This is a genomic window from Vibrio sp. ED004 (assembly GCF_023206395.1).
Classification (GTDB): domain Bacteria; phylum Pseudomonadota; class Gammaproteobacteria; order Enterobacterales; family Vibrionaceae; genus Vibrio.
Map to the genome: position 1 here is coordinate 3,189,092 of NZ_CP066149.1, position 22,718 is coordinate 3,211,809.

General features: G+C 43.4%; 17 protein-coding genes and 1 pseudogene. 7 read left to right on the plus strand and 11 right to left on the minus strand.

What is annotated here, in order from left to right; genetic code table 11:
• Positions 1–41: 41 nt before the first annotated feature.
• Positions 42–1,244: an enoyl-ACP reductase FabV gene (fabV, locus tag ITG10_RS14380; RefSeq protein ID WP_048664789.1), complete on the plus strand. Its 1,203-nt coding sequence runs from the start codon at positions 42–44 to the stop codon at positions 1,242–1,244.
• 343 nt (positions 1,245–1,587) lie between these two features.
• On the opposite strand, the gene ITG10_RS14385 is transcribed toward fabV, so the two are convergent.
• Both ITG10_RS14385 and ITG10_RS14390 read right to left on the minus strand, forming a co-directional pair.
• On the minus strand, positions 1,588–3,270 hold the full coding sequence (locus ITG10_RS14385) for an aspartate:alanine antiporter (RefSeq protein ID WP_017630384.1): 1,683 nt from the start codon (positions 3,268–3,270) through the stop codon (positions 1,588–1,590).
• A 250-nt stretch (positions 3,271–3,520) separates the two neighbouring features.
• Positions 3,521–3,784: a GrxA family glutaredoxin gene (locus ITG10_RS14390; protein WP_009847069.1), complete on the minus strand. Its 264-nt coding sequence runs from the start codon at positions 3,782–3,784 to the stop codon at positions 3,521–3,523.
• Between the two features lie 579 nt (positions 3,785–4,363).
• Here ITG10_RS14390 and ITG10_RS14395 point away from each other — a divergent pair.
• Positions 4,364–5,665: an iron-containing alcohol dehydrogenase gene (locus ITG10_RS14395; RefSeq protein ID WP_017630382.1), complete on the plus strand. Its 1,302-nt coding sequence runs from the start codon at positions 4,364–4,366 to the stop codon at positions 5,663–5,665.
• 127 nt (positions 5,666–5,792) lie between these two features.
• On the opposite strand, the gene ITG10_RS14400 is transcribed toward ITG10_RS14395, so the two are convergent.
• From ITG10_RS14400 to ITG10_RS14420, 5 genes are all read right to left on the minus strand, one after another.
• Positions 5,793–6,647, minus strand: coding sequence for a MurR/RpiR family transcriptional regulator (locus ITG10_RS14400; RefSeq protein ID WP_004734686.1), 855 nt, complete (start codon positions 6,645–6,647; stop codon positions 5,793–5,795).
• A 359-nt stretch (positions 6,648–7,006) separates the two neighbouring features.
• Positions 7,007–8,650 carry a pyridoxal-dependent aspartate 1-decarboxylase PanP gene (gene panP, locus ITG10_RS14405; RefSeq protein ID WP_017630381.1) on the minus strand — a complete coding sequence of 548 codons (1,644 nt, stop codon included), beginning with the start codon at positions 8,648–8,650 and terminating at the stop codon, positions 7,007–7,009.
• A 118-nt stretch (positions 8,651–8,768) separates the two neighbouring features.
• A complete protein-coding gene (locus tag ITG10_RS14410; protein WP_017630380.1) occupies positions 8,769–9,296 on the minus strand; it encodes a hypothetical protein in 528 nt (175 codons plus the stop codon).
• Between the two features lie 174 nt (positions 9,297–9,470).
• Positions 9,471–10,376 carry a lysine exporter LysO family protein gene (locus tag ITG10_RS14415; RefSeq protein WP_026084192.1) on the minus strand — a complete coding sequence of 302 codons (906 nt, stop codon included), beginning with the start codon at positions 10,374–10,376 and terminating at the stop codon, positions 9,471–9,473.
• A gap of 38 nt (positions 10,377–10,414) precedes the next feature.
• Positions 10,415–11,335, minus strand: coding sequence for an HDOD domain-containing protein (locus tag ITG10_RS14420; protein ID WP_017630378.1), 921 nt, complete (start codon positions 11,333–11,335; stop codon positions 10,415–10,417).
• Between the two features lie 357 nt (positions 11,336–11,692).
• Here ITG10_RS14420 and ITG10_RS14425 point away from each other — a divergent pair, with 357 nt between their 5' ends.
• Positions 11,693–12,274: a TfoX/Sxy family DNA transformation protein gene (locus tag ITG10_RS14425; protein ID WP_017630377.1), complete on the plus strand. Its 582-nt coding sequence runs from the start codon at positions 11,693–11,695 to the stop codon at positions 12,272–12,274.
• A gap of 146 nt (positions 12,275–12,420) precedes the next feature.
• On the opposite strand, the gene ITG10_RS14430 is transcribed toward ITG10_RS14425, so the two are convergent.
• The 3 genes from ITG10_RS14430 to ITG10_RS14440 all read right to left on the minus strand — a co-directional run bounded on the left by ITG10_RS14430 (position 12,421) and on the right by ITG10_RS14440 (position 15,694).
• Entirely contained in the window at positions 12,421–12,963 is a 543-nt protein-coding gene (locus ITG10_RS14430; protein WP_017630376.1) for a hypothetical protein, read from the minus strand.
• Positions 12,964–13,260: 297 nt separating this feature from the next.
• Complete coding sequence (locus ITG10_RS14435; RefSeq protein WP_017630375.1) at positions 13,261–13,758, minus strand: response regulator; 498 nt, start codon at positions 13,756–13,758, stop codon at positions 13,261–13,263.
• Complete coding sequence (locus tag ITG10_RS14440) at positions 13,751–15,694, minus strand: ATP-binding protein (RefSeq protein WP_017630374.1); 1,944 nt, start codon at positions 15,692–15,694, stop codon at positions 13,751–13,753. The genes ITG10_RS14435 and ITG10_RS14440 overlap by 8 nt, the downstream gene beginning before the upstream one ends.
• Positions 15,695–15,877: 183 nt before the next feature.
• On the opposite strand from ITG10_RS14440, the gene ITG10_RS14445 reads away from it, so the two are divergent.
• From ITG10_RS14445 to ITG10_RS26320, 4 genes and pseudogenes are all read left to right on the plus strand, one after another.
• Positions 15,878–17,140, plus strand: a complete 1,263-nt coding sequence (locus ITG10_RS14445) for a DUF945 family protein (RefSeq protein ID WP_017630373.1) — start codon at positions 15,878–15,880, stop codon at positions 17,138–17,140.
• 163 nt (positions 17,141–17,303) lie between these two features.
• The gene (gene serC, locus ITG10_RS14450) at positions 17,304–18,398 is read left to right on the plus strand and encodes a 3-phosphoserine/phosphohydroxythreonine transaminase (RefSeq protein ID WP_017630372.1); all 1,095 of its coding nucleotides are present in this window, start codon (positions 17,304–17,306) and stop codon (positions 18,396–18,398) included.
• Between the two features lie 374 nt (positions 18,399–18,772).
• The gene (locus ITG10_RS14455) at positions 18,773–19,897 is read left to right on the plus strand and encodes an extracellular solute-binding protein (protein ID WP_248386836.1); all 1,125 of its coding nucleotides are present in this window, start codon (positions 18,773–18,775) and stop codon (positions 19,895–19,897) included.
• A gap of 20 nt (positions 19,898–19,917) precedes the next feature.
• A pseudogene (locus ITG10_RS26320) lies at positions 19,918–21,808 on the plus strand (GGDEF domain-containing protein).
• Positions 21,809–21,818: 10 nt separating this feature from the next.
• Here the strand turns inward: ITG10_RS26320 and ITG10_RS14465 are convergent.
• The gene (locus tag ITG10_RS14465; RefSeq protein ID WP_017630343.1) at positions 21,819–22,631 is read right to left on the minus strand and encodes a helix-turn-helix transcriptional regulator; all 813 of its coding nucleotides are present in this window, start codon (positions 22,629–22,631) and stop codon (positions 21,819–21,821) included.
• Between the last annotated feature and the right edge of the window lie 87 nt (positions 22,632–22,718).

Below are 22,718 nucleotides of genomic sequence, written 5' to 3' on the forward strand. Positions count from 1 at the left end.
GAAACTTTTATCCTTAACCTGATTTTTTAAGGAAGTTGAATATGATCATCAAACCTCGAATTCGCGGATTCATCTGTACTACAACACATCCAGTCGGTTGTGAAGCTAATGTAAAAGAACAAATTGCTTACACAAAAGCTCAAGGCCCAATCGCAAACGCACCTAAACGTGTACTAGTTGTTGGCTCTTCAAGTGGCTACGGCTTGTCTTCACGTATTGCGGCTGCATTTGGTGGCGGCGCTTCAACTATCGGTGTTTTCTTCGAGAAAGCCGGTACTGAGAAAAAGCCGGGCACAGCTGGTTTCTACAACTCAGCAGCGTTCGACAAGCTAGCTAAAGAAGAAGGCCTGTATTCAAAAAGCCTTAACGGCGATGCTTTCTCTAATGAAGCGAAACAGAAAACAATTGATTTGATCAAAGAAGATCTAGGTCAAATCGATATGGTTGTGTACTCACTGGCGTCTCCAGTGCGTAAAATGCCAGAGACTGGCGAAGTGATTCGTTCTGCTCTAAAACCTATCGGCGAAACGTACACATCAACAGCGGTTGATACCAACAAAGACACTATCATCGAAGCAAGTGTTGAGCCTGCATCTGAAGAAGAAATCAAAGACACTGTGACAGTAATGGGCGGTGAAGATTGGGAACTTTGGATCAACGCGCTTTCTGAAGCGGGTGTTCTAGCTGACGGTTGCAAAACTGTTGCTTACAGCTACATCGGTACTGAACTAACGTGGCCAATCTACTGGGATGGCGCGCTAGGTAAAGCTAAGATGGATCTAGACCGTGCAGCATCAGCGCTGAACGAGAAACTAGGCCAAACTGGCGGTACTGCAAACGTTGCTGTTCTTAAGTCTGTTGTGACTCAAGCAAGCTCTGCAATCCCTGTTATGCCTCTTTACATCGCTATGGTGTTCAAGAAGATGCGCGAAGAAGGTATTCACGAAGGTTGTATGGAACAGATCTTCCGTATGTTCAGCCAACGTCTATACAAAGAAGACGGCAGCGCTCCAGAAGTGGATGAAGTGAACCGTCTACGTCTAGATGATCTTGAGCTTCGTGAAGACATTCAAGACCACTGTCGTAACCTATGGCCTCAAATCACAACTGAGAACCTAAAAGAACTGACTGACTACGTAGAGTACAAAGAAGAGTTCTTGAAGCTATTCGGTTTCGGTGTTGAAGGTGTTGATTACGAAGCTGACGTTAACCCAGCTGTTGAATTTGATGTAGCTGACATCTAATTCAAGTTATCGAATCTAAACGAAATAGGCGCTCATTGAGCGCCTATTTTTTTGTCTGCTATTTGAGTAAACAGATTAAGAGCAAATACGGGATTCTACTGGCGGGATGCGAAGAGATTAAGAGCAGATACGGGATTCGAGTGGCGAGATGCGAAAAGATTTAAGAGCGGATACGGGGACCGCGATTCGAAGGGGGACAAGAGTAGAAATAGGGGACGTAGAGATTAAAAGCTAGTGGGCGAGGCTTGAACTGCTTAAAAGAATCCATAAAAAAATGCACTAACCCAAAGTGAATCAGTGCATTCGAAATATCTAAGTTTGGCTGCCTTTAAAGCAGCAGACGCTAGCTAATTATGATGATGAAAGTACCTGCTAAGGTCATCAATATATTGGCTATCGCATAAGTACCCGCATAACCCAGAGCCGGAATGGTTGAGCGAGCGTGGTCGTTTACGATGTCCATTGCCGGAGCGCAGGTTCGCGCGCCGATGATTGCACCAAACAGCAACGCTCGGTTCATCTTCAATACGTAAGCGCCAACCAAGTAAGCAAAGAATACCGGGAGCACACTCACTACTAGGGCGATACCTATTACCTGTGGCCCAACTTGGGTTAAGTGCTCAAATATCTTACCACCGGCACTTAAGCCTATACCGACCATGAAGAACATCAAACCGAGGTCTTTGACCATGTTCAACGCACCCTGAGGTACGTAACCAAAAGTAGGGTGGTTCGCTCGTAAGAAGCCCAACATGATGCCTGATAGAAGAAGGCCAACCGCGTTACCTAGTCCAAACGACACCTGACCGAATGTCATGGTGATCAAACCAAACAAAATACCCAGAATGAAGAAGCTACAGAAAGCCATCAAATCGGCCATTTGGCTATGGATTGAGATGAAACCAATTTTCTCAGCTAGGCCGTGAACACGACTCTTTTCGCCACTCACCTGTAGTACATCACCCTTTGAAAGCACGATATTTAAGTCCATCGGCATTTCAATCTGAGCTCTTACTACACGGTTTAGGAAACAACCATATTCAGACAGATTTAAGTCTGACAGTCGCTTACCTGCGATGCTGTCACTTTTAACGACGATCTCTTCTTCCACGATACGTAGATCGAGAAGGTTACGGTCGAATACTTCTTTACCGTTACGGAAACTTGGGTCTAGACGCGCGTGGCTGTCTGGGAAACCAACCAATGCGATTTCGTCACCTTCTTGCAGAATAGCGTCACCATCTGGGTGGGCAAGAATACCATTACGACGAATACGCTCGATGTAACAGCCTGTTTGGCGATAGATACCTAGTTCACGCAGGTTCTTACCGTCAGTCCAAGAGATAAGCTCTGGTCCCACACGGTAGGCACGAATGATAGGAAGATAAACCTTACGCTGACCAGAAGCACCTAAACCACGCTCTTGAGCTATCTGCTCAGCCGAATCGTGTAGGTTTACTTTCTGCAGTTTTGGAATCAGGCGAGCAAACATGATCATGCTGATTAAGCCAACCAAGTAAGCCATCGCGTAACCCACCGAAAGGTTTTCGATAATCAGGCTTAAGTCCATGTTTCTTGGTACTTCAGCAAGCCCAGAATTAAGAGCATCTTGCGCACCTACCAAGATTGGTGTTGCTGTAAGCGCACCTGCCATCATGCCGGCAGATAAGCCGAAGCCTAGGCCAAGGTAATGGCTGCTGAAATAGGTTAGGGCAATCGCGGTAGACAGTACCACAAGGCTCAGAATGAGGTAGTGCTTACCGTCTCTGAAAAAGATACCGAAGAAGTTTGGACCTGCTTCAATGCCAACACAGTAGATGAACAGCATGAAGCCAATGGTGAGTGCATCTGCGTTAAAAGAAAAGCCAAGATGTCCCATAACGAGGGAAGTAATCAGAACACCGATTGAATTGCCGAGTTGGAGACTACCGAAACGAATTTTACCAATGGCTAATCCAATCGATAAAACAACAAAGATGAGGAGAATGGGGTTTTGTTCTAACAGAAAAACAACGTCGATATTCACAGTGGTGGCTCAATAATTGGCGTGAAACACAGGGTAAGTTTGAGAGGTGAATTGTATCTAAATATAAATAAATTATAAGCGATATTTTGCTATTTTACTTGATTTTGACCTTATTCTTATTCCGTACGAAAACTGGTCATAAAAAAAGCCCGCTACAGTGAGCGGGCTTCTTATAAATCGTACAGTCTAACGCTAAAATTGGTCAGCTGTTTAAGGCTATAGCCTTGGATCTCTTGAGAGAAATCTTAGCTTAGTCGAAAAGACCTAGGTTTTCTTTTGCGTATGCTTCAAATTCTGTGCAGCCGCCAATGTGGTCTTGATCGATGAAGATTTGTGGAACAGTGTCTACTGGCTTACCTACTGTCTTCTCTAGGTCAGCTTTGCTGATGCCTTCAGCGTGAATGTCAACGTAACGGTAGTTGAAGTCATCACGTTTAGCTTTAAGAGTTTCAGCATGCTCTTTTGCACGAACACAGAATGGGCAAGCAGGGCGACCAAAAATAACTACAAACATTTAATTTCTCCTAAATACGGGATGAGGCTCGTTAACTCATTTATGTTAACTATTCTTTTATGAATGCCACTCAAAATTTCTTAAAACCAACTATGCCTCAATGCCATGGGGAAATAAAGATGGAATTGCCTCTTAATACAATAGGTTTTGCCTATCAGAGCAAATAATGGTCACAAAAAGGATCCGTGACGATTTCTGATGGGTATCTAAGTTGAGTACCCATAATTTAAGAGTGTGAATTACCCCTAAGAATAGGACTTTAATCCATCTTTAATGCGACAAGTTGCACCTCGTCAAAAAACGTACTCATAGAACGAGGCATCTTAATACTGATGCGTGGGAAAGAAGTGAAATTGAAAAGAGGCGGCATGGCGCAAATGTACGGACCGCCACCATGTTTTGTATTCTTTATTACCCATATGTCGTTTCAGCATGCTCTTCCCCTCGCTACTAAAGCTTTCAGTTACAAAGGCAAGAAACGAAGACTAGTTACAAAGACAAGAAAAAAAGAGCTACAGAGTCTACATTCCAAAAACCAAGAGTTCGCAGTTTTGTTTGGTCATAGGCGCAGGAGGCACCATGTTTCAATTTATGACATCTACAAAGATCATCTTTGGTGATGGAGCACTTTCCGCTTCATTGTCTCTCTTTAACCAATACGGCTACAGCGTGCTATTGGTGACTGGCAATACATTAGAACGCACGTCAATTGTCACCGATTATCTAGACGCTCAGGGTATGCGCTATCAACACATCGCAGTCTCCGGCGAACCCAATATTAAAATGGTCGAAGAGGCGGCGATATCTGCCAGAAGGTTCAAGCCTGATATGGTTGTCTCCATGGGAGGAGGAAGTGCGATCGATATGGGTAAAGCGCTAGCTGCTGTTTTACCTAACCAAGGTAACTTATACGACTATGTCGAAGTCGTCGGACGTAATGTTCCTCTTAAAACCAAACCGCTTCCATTCATCGCAATTCCTACCACGGCCAGTACAGGCGCAGAGGTGACTAAAAACGCGGTGCTTAAATCAGGGCAAGACCAAGTTAAGATCAGCCTTAGAAGTCCAGATATGTTGGCTGACGTTGCGATTGTCGATCCTGCCTTAACTCATGGCACCAACTTATATTTGTCAGGGCGCGGTGCGATGGATGCCTTCACTCATCTGATGGAGGCTTATGTTTGCGGTGAACCTAACCCGCTCACTGATATGATTTGTGAAGAGGGGCTGCGTAAGTTGAGCGGTTCTGTAGTGCAAGCATGTGTTTATGATGAACCTCAAGCTCGTTCTGACTTGGCTTTTGCTTCTATGTTAGGCGGGATGGCGATAACCAATGCCAAGCTTGGAGCTGCGCATGGTTTAGCCTCTGCATTGGGTGGTAAGATCTCAGCGCCACACAGTGTGATTACCGCGCGCTTAGCCCCGTTCGTGATGCTGGAAAATATTGCCGTTGCGAGAGAACAGCACAGAGCCGACATCTTAGTGCGCTACCAACGAATTGCTCAGATAGTGACGAATAACTCTAAGGCTAAAGAGGAAGAGGCTATAATTTGGCTATCTGAAGTGCTGGATACGTTAAAGCTTCCAAGCTTACTGGAATTTGGTGTCTGTGAAGCTCAGTTCGATGAAGTGTCTACCGACGCGCTCAAATCTGTCGCGATAAAAGGAAACCCTTTACCGTTGAATCAGGAGCGGTTAATACATATCTTGCAGCAGGTTTGTGAGGAGTGCGGTTGTGAAGGGGAACGTCACGAAGCCGATTTAAGAAAACAGCCAGCTCAAATTACTCAAGAACCTGCAACGGAGTCGAGCTTTACCATTATCAATTCTTATGCATCCGAGAACAGTGTGGTGGAGAAGGGTAACAGCTGGACTATTTAACGGCCTTCGACCTGTTCGCTGCATAAAGCATTTAAAACAGACAAACAAAAACGGAGCACTAGGCTCCGTTTTTTAATCGCTATCTTTTGGTTCGTATCTAATAGGCACTTTGTTCGTACCTAGAAGGTTAGAACTGAGAGTATTTCTCGTAACGTGAATCACGCAGAGACTCTTTAACGCGCTTCAGGTTCTCTCTGAAACCAGAACCACGACGCAGCGTAAAGCCTGTCGCTAGCACATCAATAACCGTCATTTGAACAACACGGCTTGCCATTGGCATATAAACGTCTGTGTCTTCCGGTACATCCAATGAGATAGAAAGCGAGCTTGCTTTATCTAGTGGAGAGTCTTTTGCTGTGATAGCGATAACCGTTGCGCCGTTTTCACGCGCTAGGTTTGCAATCTCAACTTGGCTCTTAGTGCGACCAGTATGAGAGATAAGAACGATAACGTCGTTATCACTGCAGTTAATGCAGCTCATTCGTTGCATCACGATGTCTTCGAAACAAGTGATTGGGATATTAAAACGAATAAACTTGTTTTGAGCGTCTTTCGCTACGGCAGAAGAGGCACCCAGTCCGAAGAATGAAATGCGTTTTGCTTGAGTCAGCAAGTCAACCGCACGGTTTACTTGCATCGCATCTAGACTGTTTTTAGCAACGTCTAGACATGCCATAGTCGATTCGAAAATCTTATGCGTATAAGCATCTGGACCATCGTCTTCTTCAACGTTACGGTTCACGTAAGGTGTACCGTTCGCCAAGCTTTGAGCTAGGTGAAGTTTGAAGTCAGGGAAGCCCTTTGTGTCTAAACGACGACAGAAGCGGTTAACTGTAGGCTCACTTACGTCAGCCATCTTAGCTAAGGTAGCAATGCTAGAATGGATTGCAGTTTGAGGGGAAGCCATGATTACTTCGGCTACCTTACGCTCAGACTTGCTGAAATTTTCCAGGTTTTTTTGTATTTTTTCTAATGTATTCATAGTGTTCACAAGGGTATAGAGAACAACTTGCCAGTTAATATCTTTTACCAGGGGGTATGGCTGAAACAAATATCAATAATCACAAAACCAAACTTAAATTCAGTATCGTAAATACTGCTGCTTCAAATAGATATCAAGCTAACTAGCACCATAGAGTCAGTATAAACCCAACATACTATTTACTAATACAAAAACAGGGCATGAATGCTTAAGAATATGACAAACCTCAACAAAATTTTAGAAAAGTACAGAATTGGAAGAGGGTTTGAGCAAAAAGAATGCAAATTGAGTATGAACTGACAGCTTAGTTACATCAAAAAGAAAGAAATTTTCAATTTGATGCAACTAAAATTGAATGGTTATGCGTTGATTTGCGTAACCAACTTGGTGATTTTACCCATCAAGTTAGGTGCTAGTTTAGAGATCTCGCGTTGTTCTTCAAGCACTGAAGAAAGAATCTCATTACCCGTGAGTGGGTTAGCTAACACGACGCGGAAAACAATGATTGGTTGGTGTGCCCAAGCTTCAGGATTTAAGCGTGTTCGTGATACAAAAGATTTGCCGGTTTCACGCTGCTTCTTCTGAATAAACTTAGTCAGTTCGTTAAGCAACTCGTTCAGTTGTACGCGTTGTTCAGGCTCGGCTTTAAGTAGCGCAGCTTTAACTGATTCAGGTACATAGCGGTATGTCAGCAGGCAAAGCTCTGGCTCTGATACCAACTCAAAATCGCTTTGCTGTTTAATAAGGTCGGCAAAGTAACGTGCCTTATTGATGCTTTGGTCGATCAGCAGCTCATAACCTGGGCGGCTAATGATGTGCATAGCTGCATAAACCAACATCGCCATGCCTGAACGTGAACCTTCTAAAGTATGGCTGCCTAAGTCTTTAGAGCCTTTACGCAGGATGTATTGAGCGTGATGTTCAATCGCTGTCATCGCATCTGGCTTCTTAAACAGAACCATGCCAGCGCCCATAGGGATGTAAAGCTGTTTGTGCGCATCGATGGTGACAGAGTCAGCCAATTCGATACCATCAAGCAGATGACGATGATTGTTAGACATCAAGGTCGCACCGCCCCAAGCCGCATCCACATGGAAGTGACAATCTGATTCTGCACACACCTCAGCAATATCTTTAAGTGGGTCAATATTGCCAGTTTCGGTCGTGCCAGCCACACCGATCACGGCAAAAGGCTTAATCTTGTTCTGTTTTAGTTGCTCGATCTTAAGTCTTAGGTCGTCAGTGCAAATGCGGTTGTCGTTATCCGTCTTAACCGATACCAAACCTTCTTGGCCAATACCAAGTACATCTGCGGCTTTCTTAAGAGAGTAGTGACCACGTTCAGAGACTAAGATGGCGAGGCCTTCATAGTCGTAGTGCTTCATGGCTTTGAATAAGCCTTCTTTCTCTACACCTTTGAACGAACCTTGTGCTTTTAGTGCATTGTTACGTGCAACCCAAAGCGCCGTAATGTTCGCGATGGTACCGCCAGAACAAAACGCACCCAAAGAGTGGTTTGCACTGTGCATCCAACGAGAATAGAACTGGTCGTTATCTTGATAGATCAAGCGATGTAGCATGCCCAGAACTTGGCGTTCTAGGGGAGTGAAAGCTTTGGATGTCTCAATTTTTACTAGGTTCTGATTCAGCGCAATCATGATTTTAGAAAGCGGCATCAGGAAGTACGGTAACGCAGACGTCATGTGGCCAATAAAACTTGGCGAGGACGTATGTACCGAATGAGACACGAGCGAATCGAGGAGATGTTCAGTATGTTCAGAAACAAACTCAGGCTGCTCTGGAATATGAGCATTTGAAAAATCTTTCTCAATTTCACGCAGCGGCTTTTCTTCAGCCACAATATGTTCACGTAAGAATTGATTCAGGTTTCGTGAAAGTTTGTCTTCAATTTGAGTGAGTGTTGAATCTGGGCCTTCCGGTACCGTGAAGATACGTAGAAGACTGTCGAAGCTAACATCTGCTGTTTTTTGTTCCGTAACCATAGCAAGCGAGTTATTTTTCTAATATTGACGCGAGCGGGACAATCTAAACGAAAACGGGAACAATGTCCCGTCTTAATTATGAAATCCAACTTCTCAAAAAAGCATATTAAATGAGTGGTTATTTACACTTAATCGCTTCAAGTTTAGCAATCGACTGGTTGTAACGTTGAAGCGCTGTGTCGATTTGCTTAGGGTGGCTAAGCAGTTCTGCAAACGCTGAACGTAGCTCGTAGTTTTGAGTATGAGGCTTTGATTGACGGTCGTCGAACGTGGTTTTTGCTACTTTGCCTAGTTCGTCATCGCGCTGTGAAAGCGTCTTAATGTCGTGTTGCTCCAGCTGTAGCCAACCTTCAACAGGTTGCTCTGTAGCCACTTTGCTTGAGTCGTTTACTAAATAGTAGTGAACGGCTGCACGATTTAGCTCAAAGTGGTGCTTACGACCTTCTAGGAACCACTCACTTACTTCTGTTAGCTCTGGATATTGCTCAGAAGTTAATGCAGCAAGGTCAGTATACCAACCTAAAGAAGCGTCGATGTACGCATCATATTTTTTTGCTTGGCACTGGTTTGTCTCAGACATTGAATCTGCTGCAAAAGAGAAAGTAGAAGTTGTAGCTAGCAGTAATGCGACGCAAAGGCGTTTCATAGTGGTTCCTTTTGTAAGTTTATTCTTTTTATAACTTTGTCGTTACAGGTTACCGTGATCGTTATTTGTTGAGCAATGACACTTAGTGCCTTTTTATTTCGGTAACTGTATCGGTGTCTTGGGCATTGGTATTCGAGATGCATTCTAATCTAAAACAAACGCTATTCCTGCGATCTAGTTAGCAAGAGATACAAAGAACAACATCAAAATAGGCACGAGCAGACTCAATATAAAGCCACTTACAATCGCGATAGGGACACATCGAACGCCACCTGTTGTTTGAATCACAGGCAAGGTGAAGTCCATTGCTGTCGCGCCTGCATAGCCAATAGAGGTGCACGGGTAGCTGCGGATGAGCACTGGGATCAGCACTAATGCTACTAACTCTCTCAAAAGCTCTAGCATGAATGAAGCTCCGCCATAAACAGGGCCGAACGCGTCACCCATTAAGATACCTGCAAGAGAATACCAGCCAAATCCAGAAGACATGGCTAAAGCTTTGAAAAGTGGAATATCAAGTAAGTAAGCTGCGATAACGCCACCTAACATTGAGGTGATGATGATTGTCACCGCGATGACCATGCCGTGTTTATTGAGCAAGATCTGTCGAAGTGTTAACCCGCTATTACGCAGTTGAATGCCAATAAAGAACAGCAGTACAAACAGAATCCATTCACTTGCCGTATCCACCCAGTCAAGGCCGATAGGTAGTACTAAGCCAGCAACCAGACCAGAACCCACGACTAGAATAAGTTTGGCAGACTCCATTGCCATAGATGAGAGGGGAAGCTTCTTCTTACTGCTGTCCGTTTTGAGTGGCAGTAACTTATCAATTGCAGGAAGCGCCATCAGGTTACAGACGCTTAAGCAGACAAAGAAAGTGACGGTATAAAGAAGTATTGTCTGCAGGTTACTGCCGAGGTTATCGAGCGCCGCTAAGCTAAGGCCCATTAAGGCGAGAATCACGTAGATTAAGCGCGATGTTGAGCTGTTTATAAATTCGAGCGTTTGAGCGTTTGAAATAGAAAACAGATACCCCACGACCAGTGGAGCAAATATAAAGATCATCCCTGTAAACATTCTTTCCCCATAGCATTTACTTCATATATAACGGTGACTTAGAAGCCGCTAGCGTTGATAACGTCGTTTAGCTTTGCATTAAAATCATGTTTACTCAAGTTGCTTAACTTATAAAGCACTTCTGCACCCGTCACGTTCAGTTCAACTTCGTGATCATCGATGTTCTCGTCCTTGTTTCTGAACATCAGTAGGTGGTTAGCGATTCGTGCAATATCTAAGTAAGACACTTCACGTTCTTCTTGCTTGTTGATGGTGTTGCTGCACACGTCAATGAAGTCGCTGTCGAAGCCCCAGCGATCTAGTACCAGCTTACTGGTTGCAGAACATTGGCCTTGGAAGATTTGCAGGGCAATGTCGTGATCTAGGTAATTGCCGTTTTCGAGATAGAGGTGGTATTCGCTAACCAAACAGAACAAGCCGATGTCAGCGAGTAGTCCTACAAGCAATGACTTTTCATGTTCTAGGTAGCGGTATTCAAGAGGGGAGAGCTCTTTGAATCCGTTGGTCACCAAGACCATAGTGGCGCCCAGCTCTTTGGATACAGAAGCGCTCTGAACCAAAAGTTGATTACACTCTTTGCTCAGATTAACGGAATGCTTGAGCTGCTCAATCGCTTGAGCTGTAACGATGTCACGCACACGTAATATGCCAAGGCGCGATACCGCCGTCATAATATCGACACACGTAATGTTGCGTCGGTTAAAGACCACGGAATTAGCAACACGAATCACTATAGCTGTAAGGCCTGGGTCTTCGAGTAAGCACTCGGCAACTTCGGCAATCCCTGTGGATTCAAGGGTACACAGTTTTTGAATTTTCAGTACAACGTTGGGGATAGGAGGAAGTGTTATTTTTCCCGCTGAGATAGAATGTCCAACCAGTTGGGCAAACTCTGATTCTAGACCCTTTAAGAGAAGAGCCTTATTTTGTGGTAGCCAGAAAAACGATAAATGATTCATATAAAAAGTAAAAACATGTATGTCCTGCCATTTTACAAGCCGCGATGCTGCGAGGCAATACTCATCGGACAACATAAGCTTTAATAATTTGAACCGGTGTATCACCAAGCGTCAAAATTCAATCATAGTTTGATACTTTACTGTGATGTCAATCATGAAAAACCGGAATACACAATTGATTGATGTGAACTAAGTCCAGACTTATTTTTCTTTTCGAAGTATCATTTATTTAAAGGTGAAAAACGCAATCATAATATTCACCTAAAGAATAAAAAATAGATTTAAAATTTTTCGCATAAAAAGCTGCTTGTCTGGTGATCAACCTAATCGGGGTAATTTGATTAAGGATCAACGGATATGACCGAGACAGCATTTATTAATTACGTGAATCAATTTGGTGAGCATCAAAAACGTTCTATGTTCGGAGGTATTGGCCTCTTTCAAAATGACGCTATGTTCGCTTTATTGAGTGAAGGTTGTTTATTCATTAGAGGTAGAAAGTCATTAGATAAAAAACTGACCGATCTTGATTGTGAAAAGTATCGTCATGTGAAAAAACAGACAACAGCAACCGTAAATTACTACGATATTACTGACCTGTTTACATGCGAACATCCTGAATTGGATAGCATTATTCGTACTTCAATCGATAATTCAATTCAGCAACGCAGCTTCAAGAAATCATCAGCAAGCCGTAGATTAAGAGATCTACCAAACATGCAGCTTACACTAGAGCGCATGGTTAAGAAGGCTGGTGTGGATGATGTTTCAATGTTTATGCAGTTGGGCGCGCCTGAAGTGTTTAATAAGGTTCGCAAAGCGTATGGAAACGATGTTGACCTAAAGCTACTTTGGAAATTTGCGGGCGCGATTGATGGTATTCACTGGAAACTATTACAAGAGCCACGCAAGCAGCAATTATTAAAGAGCTGCCACTAAAGAAGTCTTCCTTATATGCTTAAGATTACTGTTAATAAATAAAAACCGAGGAATGTCCTCGGTTTTTTTGTTTCTGTCTTAGTCGTATTTTTTAAAAGATTAAGTACTAAAAGACTAAGTGCTCATTGGAGCTGGCTCGTTAAGTCTTAGAACTTGAAACGAGTAGTGAACATTAGCTGGTCACCGTAGAAGTCGTTGATACGAGCTTCAGCACCGATAGAGAATAGCTCTGTAGAGTGGAAACGTGCGTAAACAGAACCTGTCCAATCATCGTTATCATCGATAGAAACGTAACCACCTTTACCACCAACTTCTAGTTGTGGACCAAGCCATTGGCGAACACCAACGTTGATTTCCATACCGATATCAGTAGAGCTTGAGTTTTCAGGCTGAACGATGCGCGCTAGCATTTCACCTGTTAGATCAGCCCAGTTGTTGATTGGAGCGTGGAAACCAAGACCGACAGCAGAATCGAAATCGCCTTCAAATTCTGAATCGATACGCGCTACAGCGTGAGCATTCGGGTGGATTGACTTACTGAACGCACCACCAAATGTAACTGGACTAGCACCGATACGTGCTTCGAAGTAATCGTAGCTGAAGTTGCTCATTACTTGTGGTTGTTCATCGACAGCTAGCGCTTGACTAGAAGCCAATAGCATAGCGGTAGTAAGTAGTATTTTGCGCATAACGACCGTAAACCTTTATTAGTGTTAATTCCTTTGGTTTGAGAAAAATCAGGCAAACCATAAACATTGAGACAGTTTAATCTAACTCACGGAAAAGTAATCCATTAAAATGTAAATCCTTACTCATTTAGTTAAAAAATAAGCAAATTAAGGATCAGTCTGTAACGGAGATCTCATGTTTTAGGCTGAACAAGAAAAATAGACGAACGAATTATCCAAAATTTATATGTATTCGATCGGTTCTTATATCGGATACCGCTTTTCTCACTGCCTATTAAACGCTACTTGTCGTTAGCGCTATTCTCCAAAGCTTGTTCGTTTGTCTGCCATTGAAGTAAGGATGCGTTCGGTGTCTAAAATGGCTGTCCAGTTAAGTAGTTGTTTGTCGTTGGCAATAACATAGTCAGTCAGCTGCTGAGTAATGGTGTCTCTGAGCTGATCGCCTTGCCAAGGTTTGGAGATATAAAAGTCGAGAGCAGCGTTATTTATGGCGGTGACAGTATCTTCCAATCCAGCTTGCCCGGTGAGCAGTAGCTTGCGTGTGGGCTTAGTCGAGTCTTGCTGATTCAGTTCGATAAGAAAATCGATGCCAGTTTTTTCTGGCATGATGTGGTCACACAAGATCAAAGCGAGCTTAACGCCATCTTGTCCCATTTCTTTAATGACTTGATTGGCTTCATCGACCGATTCAGCCCCTTCAACGATAAAGTTTTCTTCAAATACCGCTAAATCTTGAAGCACACTGTTGAGAACTTCAGGTTCATCATCGACACATAAAATTAGGTACTTATTCATGAGGTGCTCCTTCTTGTTTGAATGGAAGCCATACTTGCATGTGAGTATGGCTACCTACCTCAGACTCCACCAAAATAAACCCTTGATGAGCCGAAACGATTTGTTGAGAAATGGACAACCCAATCCCTAAACCAAAGTTGCCTTCTTTTTTTGTGGTGAAGTTTGGGTTGAAAATAGTGTTGATGTCTTCTTTGGCGATACCATGGCCGGTGTCCGATATTTGCACCACCAGAAAAGTGTCATCACCTCTAGTTTCTTGAGACGTGGTGATAGAGACTTTGCCTCGCTCTGAAAGCGCATCAAGCGCATTAGAGAGAAGGTTGGTCCACACTTGTTGCAGCGCAAGCGACTGGCACAACAAAGGCGGTAAATCGGTGTCGTAGTGCTTTTCGAGTTGGTGATGCTTCAGCCTGTTTTCAAAGATCACTAAGGTATCTTCGAGCCCTTCATGAATATCCGCGTAGTGACGTACTTCTTCATCTTCTCGGGCATAGCTTTTTAGGCTTTTGACCATATCGGCAATACGTTTACTACACACTTTGATTGAGCGGATAGAGTTCCCGACATAATGATAATGCTCTAAGTCGTTGAGTAGCTCTTTGCCTGCGACAGGGGAGTCTTTTAAGGTATCTAAAACTGCAGCGTCTTGGCTTAAGTTGAGCCTCACGGCTTTTTTGGCTAGAGCACGATCATCGATGGTCGATGTAAGGTGTTTTACCAGTTGCCTCTCTTGCGCTGTGGATAGTGGTTTCGCTAGTTTTGAATGCGCTAATACGTCAGTCCCTTTGTTTGATTCCGAGAGTGACGAGTTTTCAAGTATCTGGTCTAGGTGTTCAGATAGAGTTTCAATACTACGCAATATAGCTGCAATAGGATTATTCAGTTCATGAGCAACGCCTGCTACCAGTTGACCCAACATCGCCATCTTCTCTTTTTCGATTAATTGCTGGTGGGCAGATTCCAGTGACTCGAGTGTTTGTTGCAGCTTGATTTTATTGGTGATGCTTCGCTGTAATCGTCGATTGAAGTGACGCAGCAATAGATTGGTAAATAGAGGTAGTAGGGTATTGTTGGAATGCATTACCTGGGCAAAGCTGTCTTTATCAAGCTTAATCACTCGTGTTTGGGTAAGAGTGATTCCAGTAGAGAACGAAGGTTCACCTGTCACGAATGACATCCCGCCAACAATGTTACCTTTAGAGTGACGTACAACCTCTCTCTGCTGCCCCAATTCATCCTTTTTGTAGAGTGCCACTTCGCCTTCAATGATTAACCATAGAAAGCGGTTGTCTTCACCTTCAACCGTTAACAAGTGTTCTGGTGAGTAATCACGAATCGCTTTGGACTTGTCATCTTTAGAGAAGACCTCTTGCAATGCACTGACGACACGCTCGGCAAGGGCATTATCAGAAAGCTGGTGGTAGTCATGAATGAAACCAGATTGGAACGATTGAATCTTTTGTTCGATGTGTGCTCTGAGTAAACGCTGCTGGTCGAGTGCGTCGCTGTAAGACAATAGGTTTTCAGAGTCGTATTGAATAACAAAAGACGTCAGCTCTTTTTGTGCTGATTTAAAAAGCACCTGATCTTGAACCGGTTTGGTTAGGCAATGGTTGAGCCTACCTTCGTTTACCGCGGTCAGGATCGATTGAATATCTGACGAGGCGCTGACCAAGATGGTTCTAGCAGTATTACTATGAGGAAGCTGTTCAAGTTCAATCAGAAATTGCACGCCATTAAATTCAGAATGATGATGAGTGATCACCAAGGCAACGGTCTGGTGATGATCATGGATATCTTCTAATGCGTGGTGCGCGTCTTCTATGTTCTCGGCAGTATAAATGTCGAATACGCAAGATAACGGAGCGAGCTCCGAGCGTATTCTTTCAATGCTAACCGGATTATTGTCCAAACAAATAACAGCGTATTGATTCACGGATTTACCTTAGTAGTAGCGACGCTTCTAGCCTATCAAGAAGTCTTCAATAAGGATGAGAGCTAGCCGTTAATTTGTTGAGGGAATTGAAGTATCGAGCAATAGACTGATTTAACTCAATGTTTCTTGTTTGCGACTGATGGGTTAGACTAAAAAAAACAGACACGTGTAGAAAGAGAACTCATGGAACAGTTAAGAAAAATTGGCGCAATCGGCGGAGCAATCTCATTGGCACTTTGTTGGCCACTAGCGGTTGGGCAAATTGGACAAAACGCGATTACAGATGGCGTTGCAAAGCTTAACAATTCAAGCATTCAAGCTGAGATCGTGGAATACGATAGAGGTTACTTGTCTTCTAATGTCACCACTCGTGTAACAGTGACGGATGAAAACCTGAAAGAGCAACTCGCGATTGATGGCTTACCCAGTGAGTTTGTCATTAATAGTGCGGTTAGCCATGGTTTAGTGAGCTTAAACGCGCTATCGACGTTTGAGAACGCTGACATTCTGCCTCTTACTCTAACTACTAGCACTGAACTAAACGGCAACACGGATTTCAACTTCGAGTTAAGCCAGTTCAATCATCAAGGTTCTGATGAGAATGGTACTTCAGTATCTATCACGAAATCGAACCTGTCTGGCCACGCGACTGTGTTAGGCCAAGTGGATTACGAGCTTTCTATCCCTTCGGTTCAAATTGACTTTGAAACGGGTGAAGAGGTAACACTGTCTAATCTGAAAGGCGTTGGTTCAGGCCAGCAAGCTAAAGGTTACTGGTTAGGTACACAGAACTTTACGATCGATAGCTTCCTGGTTACAGATTCAACAATGCAACCATTCATGACGATCGAAAATTCTAAGTATGATTTTGAATCGCACCTAGACGAAGCAACTAAGCGCCTGCGCAGTAACCTTAAACTGGATATCGCAAACATCGAAACCAATGAAGGCCAGCTGAATAATCTAAACGTTGATTTTGAAATGTCGAAACTGGACAGCCAATCGTTTGAGAAGATATTTGAGATCTACCAATCGAATCCAGTTATGACTCAAGAAGACGTTGCTGAGATCATTCCATTCATTGACGTACTGTTTGCTAAAGGCTTCGACCTTTCAATGAACAACATGTCGTTAGAATTGGGTAAGGGTCAGTTTGAATCTAAATGGTTGGTGAGCGTGCCAGAAGGTACAGAAAACATCAGCAGTAATCCTTCAATGATTGTGCCTGCACTGACTGGTAATGTTCATTCTAGTTTCTCTAATGAGTTGGTTGAAGAATACCCATTTATTCGCGAAGGCATCGATGAATTGATCGTGATGGAAATGATCAAAGAAACCGAAAGTGGTTATGAAATCAGTGCTGATCTAGAAAATGGAAACCTAGTGTTTGAAAATGGACAAGAAATTCCATTAATCGCGCTACTTATGCCTGCTTTTGTTCAATAAACAGAGCAAAGGTTAATACTGATAGGGTGATTTAGCGGATTAAGTTTAAACATTTTATACGGTACAAAACAAAAGAGGTCTTAAGACCTCTTTTGTTGTTTTTATGTTGGGTAAAACATGGTATTACTTGCATAGTTATTATTTAGCAGGAGCAATGATCCCCATGGAACTTACATTAGATAACGTATTCAACTTTAGTGCTGGCCCAGCGGGACTGCCTAAACCGGTAATGAAACAAGCACAAGCTGACTTCATTGATTGGAATGGTTTGGGTACTTCCGTTATGGAAATCAGCCATCGCAGCAAAGAATTTATTCAAGTTGCCGATGAGTCTGAGCAAGACCTACGTGATCTTCTGAACATCCCAGACAACTACAAAGTGCTTTTCTGTCAGGGGGGCGCTCGTGCTCAATTCGCTGCTGTTCCTCTAAACCTTCTAGGTGATGCGACAAAGGCGACTTACATTGATGCTGGTTACTGGGCTGAAAGTGCAGTAACTGAAGCAAGCAAGTACTGTGAAATCGACGTATTCAATGCTAAGACGTCAATTGACGACAAAGCGGCTGTTGTTCCAGCTAAAGATTGGAAAATCGATCCAGAAGCGGCATACGTGCACTTTTGTCCAAACGAGACCATCGATGGTATTGAGATCAGTGAGCTTCCGCAAACGGACAAACCAATCGTAGCGGATATGTCATCTAACATTCTGTCTCGCAAGATTGATGTGTCTCAGTATGGCGTTATCTACGCGGGCGCTCAAAAGAACATTGGCCCAGCGGGTATCTGTATTGCAATTGTACGTGATGATCTTCTGGAGCTTGCGAACGAAGTATTGCCAAGCATTCTGAATTACAAAGTACTTGCTGAAAAAGACTCAATGTTCAACACGCCACCAACCTATGCTTGGTACTTATCTGGCTTAGTTTTCAAATGGTTGAAAGCTCAAGGTGGTGTAGAAGCGATGGAACGTGTTAACCAAGAAAAAGCAGCGCTACTTTACAACGCAATTGATGATTCTGCTTTCTACAAGAACGATGTTCACACAGCAAACCGTTCAAGAATGAACGTGCCATTCCAACTAGCGAAACCAGAGCTAGACGGTAAATTCTTAGAGTTGGCTGATGCAGCGGGTCTTAAATCACTAAAAGGCCACAGAGCGGTGGGCGGCATGAGAGCGTCACTTTACAACGCGATGTCTCTAGAAGGTGTTCAAGCTCTTGTAAGCTTCATGAAAGATTTCGAAGAAAAATACGCTTAATCAATGACAAGACTTTGATTGATACATCGCTTATTTGCTTTGTATCGTGTCGAATGTCCTAAACGAGATGAATGCCGCTTTTGCGGCATTTTTTTTGTCGTTAACAATAAAGGGTATGGCATGTTGATTTGTTGTAAGAACCGTTACCCAGAGATATGACGGATGTATCGGAATGAACAGAACTTTCTCTTAAAGCGAGAGTACCAATTGTTTTTCTGGTACTTTTTACTATATAACATGTTGCCAAAACTGAATCTCCAATCATGAGCAGTGAGAAATAATCCGCATCGACCGGTTTATTAATAGGCGATTAAAATCCAACGTCTAATTTTTACCACAAGGAACTGAGTGTGAGGTTATTGAGTCTATTTACGATGCTATTTCCTGCCGTTGCTTGTTCGTCCACACTTGAAATATGGGCTGGTATTAATTACGAAACGGCCGGTTATGTAAAAGAACATATCGAAGCGATGACTGATCATCGTGTAGAAATTCGTTCATTTGACGTCAACAGTATTCGTTCTGAACTGCTTGTCGCTGATCCCAGAGACAATACCTTCCCCGACGCCATTTGGGTTCCTTCTGACTTCTTAGGTCTAACTGAATACATAGATTTAGCGACACTTCCTGAGGCTTGGGTCGATATCCAACGATATGAGAAGAAAGCGCTCGATGCAGTGATCATCAACGGTGAGATCAAGGCATTACCGGTTGGCATTGGAAACCATGTCGTTCTATATTCCAGCAAGCCTCAAGCGCAAGTTGTGACATGGGAAAGCCTAATTGAACGCTCTGCTAAGTCCGATCAAGTGAGTGTGCTTTTCCCCAATCCAAATATGTACTTCTATTTAGCTTTCTATCAGCTTTTTTCTGAAGACTTATTATCGTCGCAGAATGTTAATGGTGAAGGGTTAGTTGCCATCTTTGATTTCATCGACATGTTGCAGCAGAAAAAAGTCATCGAGTCATCGTGCAGTGATATTTGCGCGAGGCAAAGATTCATCAATGGGGAAGTCGAGTTTTTGATTGACGGCGACTGGGCATTCAGCGAACTCGATGCCGCTTTTGGTCGAGAGTTGTACATCAATTCGTTGCCCACCTATCGAGGTGAAAGTATGTCTTCATTTAGTGGCGCGAAGATATTTGCTGTCACGGAAAAAGGCATGCAAAACCCCGATAAGAAATTGGCTTTGAAAGAAGTCGTTCAATACCTGCAATCAAACAGTTTCACCTATTTAGCTCACTCGAGTGCCATGGTTTCGCCGTTTTATGAGGTTAATCAACGTCGTGTTGAGGAAGGTAACCAGACCTTTTCAAATATGTACGATGAATTTCAAGCGTCGCAAATGATGTCGAGTGACTACAAGATGGCGATCGTTTGGGAGGCTTCGGCTCGAGCGTATCAGCGTTACAAGTCAGGGATGCCAAAAAGTGAGCTGCATAAGTTTTACAATGATTTTGTTCAATACTACTCGGCGAATATGAGGGTAAAAGATTGAAGCTATCATTAAAATACACCATGGGCTTGGTGTTGCTGGCTTGCTCAATGCTCCCTGTTTACCTAGCGGGACAGTTGATTCTTAATAAACAAAACCAAAGTTCTTTAGAGCAAAAAGAAACCAAGCTGGACAACTCTACGACAGGTATTCGTCAAACTGTACAAGAGCAAATCAAGCTTACGGCTAGCCTAACCCAATGGTATTCGCAAGACCGATCACTGATTAAAGCTGGTGGCAATATCTTTTTCTCGAGCGTTGTTTGGGACAAGATGGATAGCTTCAATGCGTTAGCGGAGAGTGTGTCCGCGACCTATATTTTGGACCAAAACTGGAAGCCCATTTATGACAGTAAAGGTAGCTTATACCACTTTGAGCAGAGCCAGTTATTAGAACGCCTGAAGCGTCCTCAATCGGTTTATGGACAAGGGAAATTGTTCCACACCGAGTTTACCGAAACTGAGTTGGCGGATAATGCCACTGCCGGTATCGCTTTCGTCGCGCCGATTTTACCTTATCGTTTGATTGAAGGTTCTACATACACGCCGCAGGGTTATCTTGTGGTTCTTATGGGGTATGACAGGCTCAACACTAAAGTGACGCCTTTCCTGTATCATAATGAGTCGGTTGAGTTCAACTATGTTGATTCAACGGATGCTCAACCTTCTGAACAAAGTGCGAATATTATCTCTATCGACAGTAAATTATTTACCGACAAATTGGTGTTGAACGTCAAACATCATATTTCTGACAGTGCGCGCTTATTAGAGATGCAACAAGCTCAGGTGGTCTTTGTCAGAATATTGGTGGCGACGCTTGCCATCGCGATTGTGTTTGCTCTGTTCCTTATCCGCTGGTTCTCAGGGCAGTTAAACCTGTTGGCTGAATCTGTTAAGTCGTATTCGCATAACCAGTCACCGACTCACAGTGTGGATGAACATCGTTTTACAGAGTTCGTCACATTGAGTCGTTTATTGGAAACTATGTGGGGTCGTATACAGTACCAAGTCCGTGAGCTTACCGAAAGCAACGATAAACTCGAAAGATTTAATGTCCAGCTAGAGGACTTAGTTGAAGAGAAAACCAGCAAGTTAACGTATTCGCTCGCACGTGAAGAATCCCAGAAGCATCGTATTTTGAAGATCGTGCAATTTGCATCATCGAGACAGGCGGCTGAATATCGGTTGATTCCTCAAATGATCGATCAAGAGTTAAGGGCATTACTTGCTCAAGATTCAATTAAGTTTCATTTTAACCGAACTAGCGAGGCTGACTTGATACTCCGTGACTCACAGGGGGCGGCAATTGGGTATTTTTGTTCAAGTTCATTTGATCTACTCAGTGAAGAAGATCTTCTGATTTTTGATATGTACCAAAAACAGTTAGCCGGTTGGCTAGAGCTCGAAAATATTACACGGATTAACATTCCGACTGGTTGTTTGAATCGTAAAGCTTTTAATGAAGATCTCGAATTCAGTAAACGAAGCATTAACGACAATCAAAATCAGCTTTCTTTGATCATTATTGATATTAATGGCTTAAAAACGACGAATGATGTCCATGGACATGAAGTCGGGGGATGAGTTGATACAGCGCTGTGTAGATGTAATTAGCCACGAACTAACACCTGTCAGTAATCTATATCGTTTGGGTGGAGATGAATTCGCGGTGCTTACCTTAACGTCTGGTGAGTCGAATTCGCTCAATGTCGCAGAGATGGCTGAGCAGTTGTACATTGCTCAGGAGCAACAGACAATCGAGGCCAAAACGGGAATCTCTATTCCTGTCAGGTTCTCTGTTGGTGTCGCATCAAGTGACTCAACAGACGTTGAGCATTTGTTCTCTCAAGCGGATGAAGATATGTACCGTCAAAAGCGCCGTTATTATCAAGCTCTATCGACAGAAGGCAAATAGTCGGCTCGCACTACCTTTTGCGACCATTAAAGCGAAACTGCTGTGGTGTGACATCAAACGTCGCCTTAAACGCTTTGATGTAAGACGAGTCATTTTGATAGCCGACTTGGTCAGCAATACTCTGGATTGAGAGCTCTTCATCGAATAAAGACAATGAGTAAATCAGTCGGATTTGTTGTCGCCAACGTTGGAATGACGTGTTGAATTCCTTTGAGAATAAACGCGACAAGGTTCGTTCCGATGCTCCGACTTTCTCTCCCCATTCCTTTAGCGACAAATCCAACGTTGGTGTCTCTGTTAGCGCTTCAAATATAAGCTTCAAGCGTCTGTCTTCGGGTAGCAACAATTGAAAGGTCTGAACATTGTCTTTCATGATCTGGTCGTGCAATACCGAGAGTAACCGCGACACCTCGTCATCACTCACTAACCCTTCGCACTGCCTGCGGATCTCCTGCAATAGCTCATTTAAAAATGGCGTCAATGTGATGGTTCGAACTTGAGGTTCATATTCTGTGCCGAAAGCAGGATTGAGATAGACGCCGACAAACGTCGTATGGCTTAAAGCGATAGACTCATGTTGAATACCCGCGGGTACAAACAAAGCAGAAGTATGAGGCACTAGATGCTGATAATGATCGGTTTTCGTTTGTAATAGACCTTTGATTGGAAATATCACTTGATGCCACGTATGTTGGTGCATTGCATCGATATAGCCCTTGGGCATGTCGATGGTCTTCACTAATGCAGGTGATTCAGGATGGGCGACCATCATCTCATTTGAAGTCATTACTTCTGAGTGAGAATCTATTTGGCGGGTTAGCATGGTTAACTGTCCTTATGTCCCTATTCTGACGTGGCGTGACTAGGCTATCATGCTCGGCAATATGAATGAAGCCGAGTAGCAGTGTCG

What these genes read in the sequence shown, in the direction of transcription:
- ITG10_RS14430 (WP_017630376.1), bottom strand. Translation starts at nt 12,963, where the DNA reads ATGCGCAAAATACTACTTACTACCGCTATGCTATTGGCTTCTAGTCAA.
- fabV (WP_048664789.1), top strand. Translation starts at nt 42, where the DNA reads ATGATCATCAAACCTCGAATTCGCGGATTCATCTGTACTACAACACAT.
- ITG10_RS14455 (WP_248386836.1), top strand. Translation starts at nt 18,773, where the DNA reads ATGCTATTTCCTGCCGTTGCTTGTTCGTCCACACTTGAAATATGGGCT.
- serC (WP_017630372.1), top strand. Translation starts at nt 17,304, where the DNA reads ATGGAACTTACATTAGATAACGTATTCAACTTTAGTGCTGGCCCAGCG.
- ITG10_RS14390 (WP_009847069.1), bottom strand. Translation starts at nt 3,784, where the DNA reads ATGTTTGTAGTTATTTTTGGTCGCCCTGCTTGCCCATTCTGTGTTCGT.
- ITG10_RS14425 (WP_017630377.1), top strand. Translation starts at nt 11,693, where the DNA reads ATGACCGAGACAGCATTTATTAATTACGTGAATCAATTTGGTGAGCAT.
- ITG10_RS14410 (WP_017630380.1), bottom strand. Translation starts at nt 9,296, where the DNA reads ATGAAACGCCTTTGCGTCGCATTACTGCTAGCTACAACTTCTACTTTC.
- ITG10_RS14420 (WP_017630378.1), bottom strand. Translation starts at nt 11,335, where the DNA reads ATGAATCATTTATCGTTTTTCTGGCTACCACAAAATAAGGCTCTTCTC.
- ITG10_RS14465 (WP_017630343.1), bottom strand. Translation starts at nt 22,631, where the DNA reads ATGCTAACCCGCCAAATAGATTCTCACTCAGAAGTAATGACTTCAAAT.
- ITG10_RS14395 (WP_017630382.1), top strand. Translation starts at nt 4,364, where the DNA reads ATGTTTCAATTTATGACATCTACAAAGATCATCTTTGGTGATGGAGCA.
- ITG10_RS14400 (WP_004734686.1), bottom strand. Translation starts at nt 6,647, where the DNA reads ATGAATACATTAGAAAAAATACAAAAAAACCTGGAAAATTTCAGCAAG.
- ITG10_RS14415 (WP_026084192.1), bottom strand. Translation starts at nt 10,376, where the DNA reads ATGTTTACAGGGATGATCTTTATATTTGCTCCACTGGTCGTGGGGTAT.
- panP (WP_017630381.1), bottom strand. Translation starts at nt 8,650, where the DNA reads ATGGTTACGGAACAAAAAACAGCAGATGTTAGCTTCGACAGTCTTCTA.
- ITG10_RS14445 (WP_017630373.1), top strand. Translation starts at nt 15,878, where the DNA reads ATGGAACAGTTAAGAAAAATTGGCGCAATCGGCGGAGCAATCTCATTG.
- ITG10_RS14435 (WP_017630375.1), bottom strand. Translation starts at nt 13,758, where the DNA reads ATGAATAAGTACCTAATTTTATGTGTCGATGATGAACCTGAAGTTCTC.